The sequence below is a fragment of the Rhodococcus sp. BUPNP1 genome (genome assembly GCF_002215235.1).
Classification (GTDB): domain Bacteria; phylum Actinomycetota; class Actinomycetes; order Mycobacteriales; family Mycobacteriaceae; genus Rhodococcus.
On the sequence record NZ_NERM01000011.1, the window covers coordinates 101,400 to 114,588 of the forward strand.

Sequence of the window (13,189 nt, forward strand, 5' to 3'; positions counted from 1 at the left end):
CCACCGACTGCGCTCCTGCAGCGCCGCGCGACCCGCTCCGGTGGGTCGGGTCCTTCCGACTAGCCTGGAGAAGTGCTGCTTCCCGATCTGATACCCGACCCCGTCGACGACGACGCGCTGTTCGACGCGTTCACCACCTGGACGACGGATCGGGGCATCTCGCTGTATCCGGCGCAGGAGGAAGCGCTCATGGAGCTCGTCGCCGGCTCCAACGTCGTCCTCGCCACGCCCACCGGTTCGGGTAAGTCGATGGTGGCGCTCGGCGCGCACTTCTTCGCGCTCGCTGCGGGGAAGCGCACCTTCTACACCGCCCCGATCAAGGCGCTGGTGAGCGAGAAGTTCTTCGCCCTGTGCGACGTTTTCGGCGCCGACAAGGTCGGCATGATGACCGGCGACGCGTCGGTCAACGCCGGAGCACCGATCATCTGCGCGACCGCCGAGATCGTCGCGAATCTCGCCTTGCGCGAGGGACCGGACTCCGACATCGGCCAGGTCGTGATGGACGAGTTCCACTTCTATTCGGAACCCGACCGCGGGTGGGCGTGGCAGGTTCCGCTCATCGAGTTGCCGCACGCACAGTTCCTGCTCATGTCCGCGACGCTCGGCGACGTGACCTTCCTGCAGAAGGATCTGACCCGGCGCACCGGACGGCCGACGGTGGAGGTCTCGGGCTCCGAACGCCCGGTCCCGCTGACCTTCTCGTACTCGCAGGCGCCCATCGGGGAAGCGATCGAGGAGCTCGTCACCACGCATCAGGCGCCCGTCTACGTCGTGCACTTCACCCAGGCCGCGGCCCTCGAGCGCGCCCAGGCCCTGACCAGCGTGAACATGTGCACGAAGGCCGAGAAGGAGGCCATCGCCACCGCGCTGGGCGACTTCCGGTTCTCCACCGGTTTCGGCAAGACCCTCTCGCGTCTCGTCCGGCACGGTATCGGCGTGCACCACGCGGGCATGCTGCCGAAGTACCGGCGCCTGATCGAGAAGCTCGCGCAGGACGGGCTGCTGAAGGTCATCTGCGGCACCGACACGCTCGGCGTCGGCATCAACGTCCCGATCCGCACCGTGTTGCTCACGGGCCTGACCAAGTTCGACGGCACCCGCACCCGGCAGCTCAAGGCCCGCGAGTTCCACCAGATCGCCGGTCGTGCAGGTCGCGCCGGATACGACACGATGGGCACGGTCGTCGTGCAGGCCCCCGAGCACGAGATCGAGAACGTCCGGGCCCTCGCCAAGGCCGGGGACGACCCGAAGAAGCGCCGGAAGGTGCAGCGCAAGAAGGCACCCGAAGGCTTCGTCTCCTGGGGTGAGGGCACCTTCGACAAGCTGATCGCGGCGTCGCCCGAACCGCTGCAGTCTCGGTTCTCGGTGAGCAACTCGATGCTGCTCAACGTCATTGCGCGACCGGGCAACTGCTTCGACGCGATGCGGCACCTGCTCGAGGACAACCACGAACCCCGTCCGGCGCAGCGCAAGCACATCCTCAAGGCGATCTCGCTGTACCGGGGGCTGCTGCAGGCGGGCGTGGTCCAGCAGCTCGACGAGCCGGACGAGTTCGGGCGCCGGGCCCGTCTCACCGTCGACCTGCAACGCGACTTCGCGCTCAACCAGCCGCTGTCGCCGTTCGCGCTCGCAGCGATCGAACTGCTCGACGTCGACTCCCCCACCTACGCACTCGATGTGGTGTCCGTCATCGAGTCGACGCTCGACGATCCGCGTCAGGTGCTCATGGCGCAGCAGCATGCCGCGCGCGGTGAGGCCGTCGCGCAGATGAAGGCCGACGGCATCGAGTACGACGAGCGGATGGAACTGCTCGAGGAGATCACCTGGCCCAAGCCGCTCGTGGAGCTGCTCGAGCCGGCCTTCGAGACGTATCGGGGTGGGCATCCCTGGGTGTCGGAGTTCCCGCTGTCCCCGAAGTCGGTGGTGCGCGACATGATCGAGCGCAGCATGACCTTCTCCGAGCTGGTCTCGCACTACGGTCTGGCCCGCTCCGAGGGATTGGTCCTGCGCTATCTCGCCGACGCCTACCGCGCGCTGCGGCAGACGGTGCCGGACGCCGCGCGCACGGAGGACCTCGAGGACATCATCGAGTGGCTCGGTGAGCTGATCCGTCAGGTCGACTCGTCGTTGCTCGACGAGTGGGAGTCGCTGACCCATCCCGGGGCGGAATCCGACGAGCAGCAGATCGCGTTCGGCGCCGACTCCCCTCGCCCGTTGTCCGCGAACGTCCGTGCGTTCAAGGTCATGGTCCGCAACGCGATGTTCAAGCGGGTCGAGCTGGCCTCGCGTCGGCGCTGGGACGAACTCGCGGCCCTCGGCGACGGTCTCGATGCCGAGGACTGGGAGGACCTGCTCGAGCTGTACTTCGAGGAGTACGACGAGATCGGCACCGGTCCCGACGCGCGCGGACCGTTGCTGTTCACCGTCGAGACGGGTCCGGAACTGTGGCGGGTGCGCCAGACCCTGCACGACCCGCAGGGGGATCACGGCTGGGCGTTGATCGGCGAGGTGAATCTCGGTGAGTCCGATGCCGCCGGCGAAGTGGTGTTCGACGAGTTCGAGATCGTCGAGGGTTGATCGTCGCAGGCGGCGGGTCCCGGGAGCGGTAGCCTGACTCGGTGAGCGAACCGACCGTGCAACCCTTCCGCTTGGCCTACGTCCCGGGTGTCACCCCCGCGAAGTGGGTGCGGGTGTGGAACGAGCGGATGCCGGACGTCCCGATCGAACTGGTCCCCGTCGAACCGACAGCAGGTGCGGATCCGCTGCGCGAGGACGTCGCCGACATCGCGCTGCTGCGCCTACCGCTGCAGCGGGACGGCCTGTCGGTCATCCCGCTCTACACCGAGGTCTCCGTCGTGGTCGTGCCCAAGGAGCACGTGTTCGCGGCGGTCGACGAGGTGTCGGTGTCCGACCTCGCCGACGAGACGGTGCTGCATCCGCTCGACGACGTGCTCGACTGGGTCGCCCTCCCCGGTGAGGAGGCCTTCGAACGGCCCGCGACCACCGAGGACGCGATCTCGCACGTCGCCTCGGAGGTGGGTGTGCTCGTCACGCCGCAATCGCTCGCCCGTCTGCACCACCGCCGCGACCTGACCTACCGTCCCGTCGTCGACGCGCCGGCGTCCCAGGTGGGTCTCGTGTGGATCACCGACCGGACGACCGATCTCGTCGACGAGTTCGTCGGGATCGTCCGGGGGCGGACGGCCAACAGTTCTCGTGGACGCCGCAGTGATTCCGAGCCGGAAGGCGAGTCGGGCGGCACCTCGCGTCGTGGCGAACGCAAGGGCTCGACCCCCAAGCGCCGCGCGCCGGAACCCAAGACGTCCCGCCGGTCGGGGGCGTCCGCGCGGAAGCGCCCCGGAAAACCCCGACGCGGTAAGCGCTGATCGACACGACGCGGTCGGCGCTGATCGGGGTCGTGGTCAGGAGACGACGGGGCGGCAGGTCGGCGGGACGCAGCCGCGGATGGTCTCGGCGAGGATGCGGTAGTCGACTCCGCGCGGGGACGACGAGCGGAACACCAGCCCGATCCGGCGGCCGGGTGCCGGGTCCGCGAACTGCGCGACCTCGAGGTCTCCCCTGGCGGTTTCGACGGCGACCGCGGAGGCCGGGACGAGGGTGATGCCCAATCGTCCTGCGACGCAGCGCACCACGGTGGACAGGGAGGTCGCGCGGGTGTCGCCGAGTGCCGGGCGCGCGTCGACGGACCGGCACAGGTCGAGTGTCTGGTCGCGCAGGCAGTGGCCCTCGTCGAGCAGCAGCAGTTGAGCGTCGTCGAGTGCGGACACCGAGAGGTCGGTGCGCCCGGCGAGTTCGTGTCCGGTCGGCAGGACGAGGACGAAATCCTCGTCGTAGAGCGGAACTTCGATCACACCCGAGACGTCGGCGGGCAGCGCGAGGACGGCGACGTCGAGGGTTCCGGCTCGCAGTGCGTCGAGGAGCCGGGCGGTCTGGTCCTCGACGACCTGCAGCGACAGGGCCGGCATCGCTGCGTCGAGGGCGGGCAGGATCTCGGGCAGGACGTAGGGCGCGACGGTGGGGATCAAGCCCACCCGCAGCGGGCCCGACAGCCCGTCGGACACTCCTGCCGCCGCGTCGACGAAGCCGTCGGCGGCGTCGAGCACCACCTCCGCGTAGGGAAGCAGGCGTGCGCCCACCGGTGTCACGAGCACACGGCGGGTGCTGCGCTCGATGAGCTGGACGCCCAGGCCGTTCTCGAGAGCCGCCAGGCCCTGGGACAGCGTGGGCTGGCTGACCTCGAGTCGCGCTGCTGCCGTGCCGAAGTGACGGTAGGTGGCCACCGCGACGAAGGCACGCAACTGCGAGAGGGTGGGCTGGTAGCTCTGATCGCTCACGCCTATCAGTGTAGAGCGACCTATCGCCTTTACCTTTCGCAACTATCGGACTGGGCCGGCCGCGGGCCCTACGACGTCGAGCCTGCCGCCTTTCCGGCAGCGAGGTCGTCCTCGTCGAGCACGACCTCGATCTCGCCACCGAACTCCACACCGGGGGCGAGCGGCAGCCGATCGCCACTCCAGAACCGGCCGGGGTCGTACCAGTTGCTCCCCCGGTGCCGTTGCCGCAGCAATCCCATCTCCTCCAGGGTCAGACCGACCACCTCGGCGCAGTAGGCGCTCTCGAGCCCACCCGACGGGACGGCCGCCCGGCGGCGACGTGGGAGCCGACCCGCGAACCATCGCCCCGTGAGTTTCGTCGTCGACGGGAACGGTGTGCCGTCGAGCCGCGCGATCGTGCGCAGCAGCTGGTCCTCCTGATCCGGGGTGACCGCCACCGAGATCTGCCGCAACCAGCCGCGCTGTCCGTAACGAGCGGCCCACACCTGCACCGCACTATGAAGGTCGTGCAGCTGCACGCCGCGCTGGTGCCGCCCCGTCCACATGTCCGGGAGGCTGCGTCCGAGCTCGGCGTGCCACATCAGCGGCGGCAGGTCCTCGAGCGCGACCGTCATCCCCACGTGGTTCACCGGCGCGTTGGTCAGCGTCTGGATCGCCCGGTCGGCCGGGGTGGCGCCGCGGAAGATCCACAGGTCCCCCGTGCGGGTCGTCGCCACGGCCTCGTCGAGGGTGAGACGCGAACGCGCACCGGCGGACCGATCTGCCGACGAAGTGTCCATGCCGTCAGCCTGCCATGCCCGACGGCCGCTGGGGTCGTCCGCACGGCCCGAGAGCCGCTGGGGTCGTCCGCACGGCCCCGAAGGCCGCTGGGGTCGTCCGCACGGCCCCGAGGGCCGCTAGGGTCGTCCGCATGGCACTACGCGGTGGCAAGTGGTGGAAGCTCGTCGGACTCGCCGGGATCGTGGGAGTCGCGGCGACCGGTGCCGTCGCCGCCCGCAACGAGCGACAACGACGGAACTACAGCCCCGACGAGGTGCGGTCGGTACTGCACGAACGCTATGCGCGTTCGCTCGCCGCACGCGACGGCAGCGCCGAACTCCCCCTCGCCGAGGTACCGGTCGGGCCGAAGGAACGGATCAGCCGAGTGCTGCGGCGATTCCGTCGGCGAGATCGGTGATCTGCTCGTCGGTCATCACGAACGACGGGGAGATCTGCATCGCGCCCTGACCGGCCGCGCGTCCCGAGATCCCGTGCTGCCGCAGGGTCTTCACGAAACCGAGCGCCTCGGACGGATCGGCGAGCTGCACGGCCGCCACCGCACCGAGGCCGCTGCGCACCTCCGCCACCCGCGGGTGGTCCGCCAGCGGAGCGAGCTTCTCGTGCAGCGTCCGCTCGATCCGCGCCGCCTCGGCGAGCAGATTCTCACGCTCGATGATGTCGAGGTTGGCGAGCGCGGCCGCTGCGGCTGCAGCATGCCCGCCGTAGGTGTATCCGTGGCGCCACCACACGCCGCCGGCGAAGAACGGTTCGGCGACCCGCGGAGCGACGAACAGGGCGCCCATCGGCAGGTAGCCGGAGGTGAGTCCCTTGGCGGTGGTGACCATGTGGGGATCCAGGTCGAATCGCGACGACGCGAACCACGAACCGCCGATACGACCGAAGCCGGTGACCACCTCGTCGACGACGAACAGGATGTCGTGCTCGCGGCAGATGTCGCGGATCTCGGCGAGATAGCCGTCCGGCGGCAGGTACACCCCGCCCGCACCGATGACGGGTTCGCAGAAGAAGGCCGCGATGGAGTCGGCACCGACCGAATCGACGAGTTCGAGCAGCGCCTTGGCGTCGTCCCACGCAACCCGCGCGGTGTCCTCCCACAGGCGGCCGTAGCCCTCACCGTTGACGGGGATACCGGCGAGCGAGGTGCCACCGACGTGCATGCCGTGGTACGCCTTCTCGCGCGAGACCAGCAGCCGCTTGCCGGGCTTCCCGACCTCCTGCCAGTACCGCCGCGCGAGCTTGGCCGCCGAGTCGACGGAGTCGGATCCACCGGAGGTGAAGAAGATCTTGCTGCCCGGAACGGGGGCGATCCCCGCGAGACGCTCGGCGAGTTCGACGGTGGGTTCGGAGGTCAGATCGCCGAAGTTCGAGTAGTGGGCGAGCTTGGCGACCTGCGCTGCGATCGCGTCGCCGATCTCGGTACGGCCGTGACCGACATTGGTGAACCACAGTCCGGCGGTGGCATCGAGGTAGCGGTTGCCGGCGTCGTCCCAGATGTACGCGCCTTCCCCACGCGACACGACGAATGCTCCGTCCCGTTCGATCGCGCCCATATCGGCGAATCCGTGCCACAACGCACCCACGACCAACTCCCGTCCACGACGATCACGACACCCGTCATCGTATGCGGAGGAAACGACTCTGGTGCCGGAGGCCCGAACCCGCCACCCTGGGTGCCATGACCGAGTTCCGCTTCTCCGTCAACATCTTCGAGGTCGGGTCCCCCGACAAGTTCGTTCGCTGGTGCCGCGCCGTGGAGGACGCCGGCTTCGATGCGATGTACGCGGCCGACCATCTCGGTGTCCCCGCGCCGTTCCCCGTCCTGGTCGCCGCCGCCGGCGCCACCGAGCGTCTGCGGGTCGGCACAATGGTGCTCAACGCCGGTTTCTGGAATCCGGCACTGCTCGCCCGCGAGATCGCGACCACCGATCTGCTCACCGGTGGCCGGCTCGAGGTCGGCCTCGGCGCAGGCCACATGAGATGGGAGTTCGAGGCGGCCGGGATCGAGTGGGAGCGCTTCGACGAGCGCGCCGAGCGTCTCGAATCCACCGTGCAGGAACTGCAGCGATCGTTCACCGGGTCCGGTTTCGACGAGCAGGCGGCGCTGCGCGAAGCGTTCGATCTGCCCGTGCTCCGTCCGGTACAGCGGCGCGGATTCGGCGGCTACGGCCCGCCCCTGATCGTCGGAGGCACCGGCGACCGGATCCTTTCCGTCGCCGCCGCCCACGCCGACATCGTGAGTGTCGCGGGTGCCGTCCAGCTGCCGGGGAGGCCACCGGGGACGTTCCGCATCGCCACCGCGACCGAGGCCGACGACCGGGTCGCGTTCGCGCGGGCGCGGGCCAGCGACCGGGTCGAGGACATCGAGTGGCACACCCTGCTCCAGGCGGTCGTCGAGACCGACGACCGGGCGGGCACCGCCGCCGCGCTCGCCGAGCGGTTCGAGCACACCGTCGGCGCCGACGACCTGCTCGACTCGCCGTTCGTGCTGATCGGCACGGTGGACGAGATGGCCGGGCAGATCCTGCGCAGCCGGGAGCGCTACGGGTTCACCCACTTCACGGTCCACGCCCCGTACCGGGAGATCTTCGGCGCGGTGATCGGCCGGGTGCGTGCCCTGGCGGGCCGACCACCGGAAGCCTGACCTCCCCGACCGGCCCCGACCGGGCCGTTTCGCTAGGCTGTGTGATCAGCATGTCCATCTCCCCCGCCCCGAATCGTCGCGAACTGCGCGCTGCCCTGTCCGAGGTCTCCCTCCGCGACGAGAACCGCCTCCGTCGCAGGCTCGACCGGGCGCGGGGCGGCGAGGCGCTGACCGAAGTCGCCGCCGAGATCGAGAACGCCCGCACCCGGCTCGCGTCCCGCGCGTCGTCGGTCCCGCAGATCCGCTATCCCGAGGATCTGCCGGTCTCGCAGCGCAAGGACGACATCGCCGCCGCGATCCGCGACCACCAGGTCGTGGTGGTCGCCGGTGAGACCGGTTCGGGCAAGACGACGCAGATCCCGAAGATCTGTCTCGAACTCGGGCGTGGAGTTCGCGGCCTGATCGGCCACACCCAGCCGCGCCGTATCGCCGCGCGCGCCGTCGCCGAGCGACTCGCGGACGAACTGGACACCGAGCTCGGCGACGCCGTCGGATACACGGTGCGGTTCAACGATCAGGTCACCGAGTCGACACTCGTCAAGCTGATGACCGACGGCATCCTCCTCGCCGAGATCCAGCGCGACCGGCTGCTGCGCCGGTACGACACGCTCATCATCGACGAGGCGCACGAACGCAGCCTCAACATCGACTTCCTGCTCGGCTACCTCGCGCAGCTGCTTCCGCGTCGTCCCGACCTGAAGGTGATCATCACCTCGGCGACGATCGACCCCGAACGTTTCGCGCGCCACTTCGCCGACGCGAACGGCACGCCCGCCCCCATCGTCGAGGTCTCCGGCCGCACCTATCCCGTCGAGGTGCGTTACCGGCCGCTGACCGTCGAGGTGGGCGACACGCTCGTCGACCGCGACCCCGTCGACGCGGTGTGCGAGGCCGTCGAGGAACTCCAGCGCGAGGGCGACGGCGACATCCTGGTCTTCCTCTCCGGCGAACGCGAGATCCGCGACACCGCCGACGCACTGCGCGACCGCAAGCTCCGCAACACCGAGATCCTCCCGCTCTACGGACGCCTGTCGGCGGCCGAACAGCACCGCGTCTTCGCACCGCACACAGGACGCCGGGTCGTGTTGTCCACCAACGTCGCCGAGACGTCCCTGACGGTTCCCGGTATCCGCTACGTCGTCGACCCCGGCACCGCCCGTATCTCGCGGTACTCGGTGCGCACGAAGGTGCAGCGACTGCCGATCGAGCCGATCTCGCAGGCCTCGGCGCGTCAGCGCGCCGGACGCTGTGGTCGTGTGGCCGACGGCATCTGCATCCGCCTGTACTCCGAGGACGACTTCGACGGCCGGCCGGAGTTCACCGAACCCGAGATCCTGCGCACCAACCTCGCGTCGGTGGTGCTGCAGATGACGGCGCTCGGTCTCGGCGACATCGAGGCCTTCCCGTTCGTGGAGGCACCGGATCCCCGCGCGATCCGCGACGGCATCGCTCTGCTCGAGGAACTCGGCGCGCTCGAACCGGCGAAGAAGGGCGAGACGCCGCGCCTGACCGCGACGGGCCGCGACATCGCCCGGTTGCCTGTCGATCCGCGCATGGCCCGGATGATCGTCGAGGGCCACCGCAACGGATGCCTGCGCGAGGTGCTCATCATCGTCGCGGCCCTGTCGATCCAGGACGTGCGCGAACGCCCGACCGAGTTCCAGCAGGCCGCCGACGAGAAGCACGCCCGGTTCGCCGTCGAGGGCTCGGACTTCCTGGCCTTCCTGCGGCTGTGGGACTACCTGAAGGAGCAACGGCGGGAACTGTCGTCGAGCAGGTTCCGCAGGTTGTGCCGCGACGAGTTCCTGCACTGGTTGCGGATCCGTGAGTGGCAGGACCTGCAGGGGCAGCTCCGTCAGATCACGGTCGACATGGGCTGGCAGACGCACCACCGCGACGTGAATCCCGACGACGTCCACAAGTCGCTGCTCGCAGGCCTGCTGTCGCACATCGGTCTTCGCGAGGGCGACAAGCGCGATTTCCTCGGTGCCCGCGGCGCACGGTTCGCGGTCTTCCCCGGATCGTCGTTGTTCAAGAAGCCTCCGCGCTGGGTCATGGCGGCCGAACTCGTGGAGACCTCACGGCTGTGGGCGCGGACGGCCGCGCGCATCGAACCCGAGTGGGTCGAGAAGCTCGCTCCGCACCTGGTCAAGCGCACCTACTCGGAGCCGCACTGGTCGACGCGCCGAGAGTCGGCGATGGCCTACGAACGCGTCACGCTCTACGGCATCCCGTTGATCGCCCAGCGTCCCGTGCCGTACGGACGGATCGATCCGGAGGTCTCGCGAGAGCTGTTCATCCGCCATGCCCTCGTGCAGGGCGAATGGCGCACGCAGCACAAGTTCTTCCACGACAACCGGGCGCTGCTCGAGGACGTCGAGGAACTCGAACACCGTGCGCGCCGGCGCGACATCGTCGTCGACGACGAGACCCTGTTCGACTTCTACGACCAGCGGGTGGGCCCGGAGGCGATCTCGGCCCGGCACTTCGACACGTGGTGGAAGAAGACCCGGAAGCAGCAACCCGACCTGCTGACGTTCACGCCGGACACCGTGGTGAACCAGGACGCCGCGTCGGTGCTCGAGGGCGACTACCCGGATGCGTGGCGTCAGGGCGAGATCCAGTTCCCCCTCACCTATCAGTTCGAGCCGGGCACGGAGGAGGACGGCGTCACCGCCCGCGTCCCCGTCGCGCTGCTCGCGAACCTCAAGTCCGTCGGTTTCGACTGGCTCGTACCCGGGATGCGGACCGAGCTGGTGACGGCCCTCATCAAGACCCTGCCGAAACACCTTCGGAGGCAGGTCGTCCCGGCTCCCGATTTCGCGGCGGCCGCCCTCGCGTCGGTGACGCCGCGCTCCGAACCGCTCGTCAACGCGATGGCCCGCGAGCTGTCCCGGCTCGGCCGGTGCACGATCGAGCCCTCGGACTTCGATACCGGTGCGTTGCCCGACCATCTGCGGATGACCTTCGCGGCGGTCGACGAACGCGGCACCGTGCTGGGCCGCAGCAAGAGTCTGGTGGCGCTGCGGAAGAAGCTGGCTCCGCTGGTCGAAGCGGAGGTCTCGCGCGCCGCTGCGGGCACCGAACGTCCCGCGGCGGTGGTGTGGACGGCCGAGACCCTCGGGAACCTGCCGGACACCGTCACCCGTGAGGTCGGCGGCCGGAAGGTCACCGGTTATCCCGCCCTGGTTGCGGAGAAGGACGGCGTCGCGGTGCGCGTGCTCAGCACACCGCAGGCCCAGCAGAACGCGACGCGTCAGGGGTTGCGTGCCCTGCTTCTGTCGTCGGCACCGACGAAGGCGAAGGCCGTGACCTCGGGACTGACCAACATGGAGCGACTCGCGCTCGGGCGGAACCCGGACGGATCGTTCGAAGCGCTGATCGAGGACTGCCGTGCCTGCGCGGTGGACGAACTCATCGCCGCGCACGGAACTCCCGTGCGCACACCCGAGGAGTTCGAGGCGCTCGCGGCCACGGTGCGCTCACATCTGCCGGGGCGCGTGGCCCGTCTGTTGAAAGCGGTTGTGCCCGTGCTGTCCCGCGCCCACGAGGTGGGTGTGCTCCTCGATCGGTCGAACGGCGAGGCTGCCGACGACGTACGCGAACAGCTGCAGTCGTTGCTGTTCCCCGGCTTCGTCACCGACCTCGGATCGCGGCGGATCGCCGACCTGCCGCGCTACCTCACCGCGGCCGCGCAGCGCCTGGAGGCGTTGCCGGGAAGTGCGCATCGCGACGCGGCGGGAATGGATGTGCTCGATCGCGTCTACGGCGCCTACGACAAGCTGCTCGCACGACTGCCGGAGGAGCGACGTGCCGCGCCCGAGGTGGTCGAGATCTACTGGATGATCGAGGAATTGCGCGTGAGCCTGTTCGCGCAGGGTCTCGGGACGCGGGTCCCGGTGTCGGAGAAGCGCGTCCTGAAGGCGATCGAGGCGATCCGGTAGCGACCGGGACGGTCAGTCGGTCGCGTCCGAGCGGGACTTCTTGTGCTCGCGCAGTTCCTGGATCTCGCGTTCGAAATCCTCTGCGGAACTGAAGGAACGGTAGACCGAGGCGAATCGCAGATAGGCGACCTCGTCGAGATCGCGCAGGGGCCCGAGGATCGCCAGTCCCACCTCGTGGCTCGGGACCTCGGGGGATCCCTTCGCCCGCACCGCGTCCTCGACCTGCTGCGCGAGCTTGTTGAGCGCATCGTTGTCGACATCGCGTCCCTGGCAGGCGCGGGCCACGCCGCGCACGACCTTCTCGCGGCTGAACGGCTCGGTCACGCCGCTGCGCTTGACGACGGACAGCACGGCCGTCTCGACTGTGGTGAAGCGGCGCCCGCATTCGGGACACGCCCGCCGACGACGGATCGCGGCACCCTCGTCTGCCTCGCGCGAATCGACCACCCGGGAATCGGGGTGGCGGCAATACGGGCAGTACATGTCGGTTCCTTCGTCGTGCCCGTGCGGGTCGCGACGTCGGCGCCGAAGCAATGTCTCCCGACCGGAACCGTCTCCACCCGCGAGTGGGCCGACACCGCCGCAACCACACGGAGTGGTGTGACTGACAGTGTTAGACAATACCCGCCTGTCCGGTTCGGGCGCGGATCGCGGGTCGGGCAGGGCCACGACACCCTCATCCCCGGGAGGAATCCGGCACGAGGAGACGGCTTCCGGCCTGCACGGCCGTACCGTCGAGCGAGTTGAGGTCGGCGATCCTCGCCGCCGTGACGTCGACCGGAGCATCGGGCCACACGCGAGCGGCCAACGCCTCCAGGCTCTCCCCCTCGCGTACGACCGTGACCGTGGTGCCGGCGCCCTGCGAGATCACCTCATCGGTACGCACGTGGGCGAGCACGAGGAGCATCGTCGTCGCGAGCGCGGTGAGGAGCACCGTCGCGGCCATCTGCCGCCAACTCGTCCCCTCCGCAGGCCGGCGACTGCGCGGCGTGATCTCCGAGCGACGGTGCAGGGGTTCGCGCGAGGGTACGGCGACATATTCGCGCGTGGGCGCGGCGACGCGCGGTCTCGTCCGCGCCGGGACACGGGTGCGATGATGCAGCGTCGACGTCGCGATCGGCCGGATGCGATACGCCGCCGCCCCGGGTGCACCTGCTCCGGGCGGGCCCGTGACGGTCCGTCCTGCCGTGCTCGTCCGGACTGAGGCACCGGTTCGGGCCACAGCGCCCTGTCGCGCCGTACCCACCGGAACCGCCGTGTCGATCCGAACCGCTCTGCTCATCGGAAATCCTCCGTGTCGCTGTGCGTGGTCTTCCGACCCCGTCCGTGTCGCTGTGTGTGGTCTCACGACCTCGTTCGATCAGTCGCTCATGTGTTCGAACGAAAGTCTGTTCGAATGTTCTACCACGAGTCGCACCCCCACGACAGCTCCTCGGAGGGTGAATCTCGAACATCTGTTTGATATACGC

General features: G+C 69.4%; 10 protein-coding genes. 5 read left to right on the forward strand and 5 right to left on the reverse strand.

What is annotated here, in order from left to right; genetic code table 11:
- Window positions 1-72: 72 nt before the first annotated feature.
- Together B9C99_RS13390 and B9C99_RS13395 are read left to right on the forward strand one after the other, a co-directional pair.
- Window positions 73-2,577, forward strand: a complete 2,505-nt coding sequence (locus B9C99_RS13390; protein ID WP_016692721.1) for an RNA helicase — start codon at window positions 73-75, stop codon at window positions 2,575-2,577.
- Window positions 2,578-2,618: 41 nt separating this feature from the next.
- Window positions 2,619-3,386 (forward strand): LysR family substrate-binding domain-containing protein, encoded by a 768-nt coding sequence (locus B9C99_RS13395; protein WP_088898206.1) that lies wholly within the window; start codon window positions 2,619-2,621, stop codon window positions 3,384-3,386.
- Between the two features lie 36 nt (window positions 3,387-3,422).
- On the opposite strand, the gene B9C99_RS13400 is transcribed toward B9C99_RS13395, so the two are convergent.
- On the reverse strand, window positions 3,423-4,355 hold the full coding sequence (locus tag B9C99_RS13400; protein WP_088898207.1) for a hydrogen peroxide-inducible genes activator: 933 nt from the start codon (window positions 4,353-4,355) through the stop codon (window positions 3,423-3,425).
- Window positions 4,356-4,423: 68 nt separating this feature from the next.
- On the reverse strand, window positions 4,424-5,134 hold the full coding sequence (locus B9C99_RS13405) for a hypothetical protein (RefSeq protein WP_088898208.1): 711 nt from the start codon (window positions 5,132-5,134) through the stop codon (window positions 4,424-4,426).
- 131 nt (window positions 5,135-5,265) lie between these two features.
- Between B9C99_RS13405 and B9C99_RS13410 the strand changes: the two genes are divergently transcribed.
- Window positions 5,266-5,532 (forward strand): hypothetical protein, encoded by a 267-nt coding sequence (locus B9C99_RS13410; RefSeq protein ID WP_088898209.1) that lies wholly within the window; start codon window positions 5,266-5,268, stop codon window positions 5,530-5,532.
- Here B9C99_RS13410 and B9C99_RS13415 read toward each other — a convergent pair.
- Window positions 5,492-6,685 (reverse strand): aminotransferase class III-fold pyridoxal phosphate-dependent enzyme, encoded by a 1,194-nt coding sequence (locus B9C99_RS13415; protein ID WP_088898249.1) that lies wholly within the window; start codon window positions 6,683-6,685, stop codon window positions 5,492-5,494. The genes B9C99_RS13410 and B9C99_RS13415 overlap by 41 nt on opposite strands.
- 125 nt (window positions 6,686-6,810) lie before the next feature.
- On the opposite strand from B9C99_RS13415, the gene B9C99_RS13420 reads away from it, so the two are divergent.
- Window positions 6,811-7,776 (forward strand): TIGR03621 family F420-dependent LLM class oxidoreductase, encoded by a 966-nt coding sequence (locus tag B9C99_RS13420; protein WP_088898210.1) that lies wholly within the window; start codon window positions 6,811-6,813, stop codon window positions 7,774-7,776.
- 50 nt (window positions 7,777-7,826) lie between these two features.
- Window positions 7,827-11,720 carry an ATP-dependent RNA helicase HrpA gene (gene hrpA / locus B9C99_RS13425; protein ID WP_088898250.1) on the forward strand — a complete coding sequence of 1,298 codons (3,894 nt, stop codon included), beginning with the start codon at window positions 7,827-7,829 and terminating at the stop codon, window positions 11,718-11,720.
- A 12-nt stretch (window positions 11,721-11,732) separates the two neighbouring features.
- Here the strand turns inward: hrpA and nrdR are convergent, their stop codons facing one another.
- A complete protein-coding gene (gene nrdR / locus B9C99_RS13430; protein ID WP_059381265.1) occupies window positions 11,733-12,203 on the reverse strand; it encodes a transcriptional regulator NrdR in 471 nt (156 codons plus the stop codon).
- A gap of 193 nt (window positions 12,204-12,396) precedes the next feature.
- On the reverse strand, window positions 12,397-13,002 hold the full coding sequence (locus tag B9C99_RS26140) for a LysM peptidoglycan-binding domain-containing protein (RefSeq protein WP_232622139.1): 606 nt from the start codon (window positions 13,000-13,002) through the stop codon (window positions 12,397-12,399).
- Window positions 13,003-13,189 lie beyond the last annotated feature (187 nt).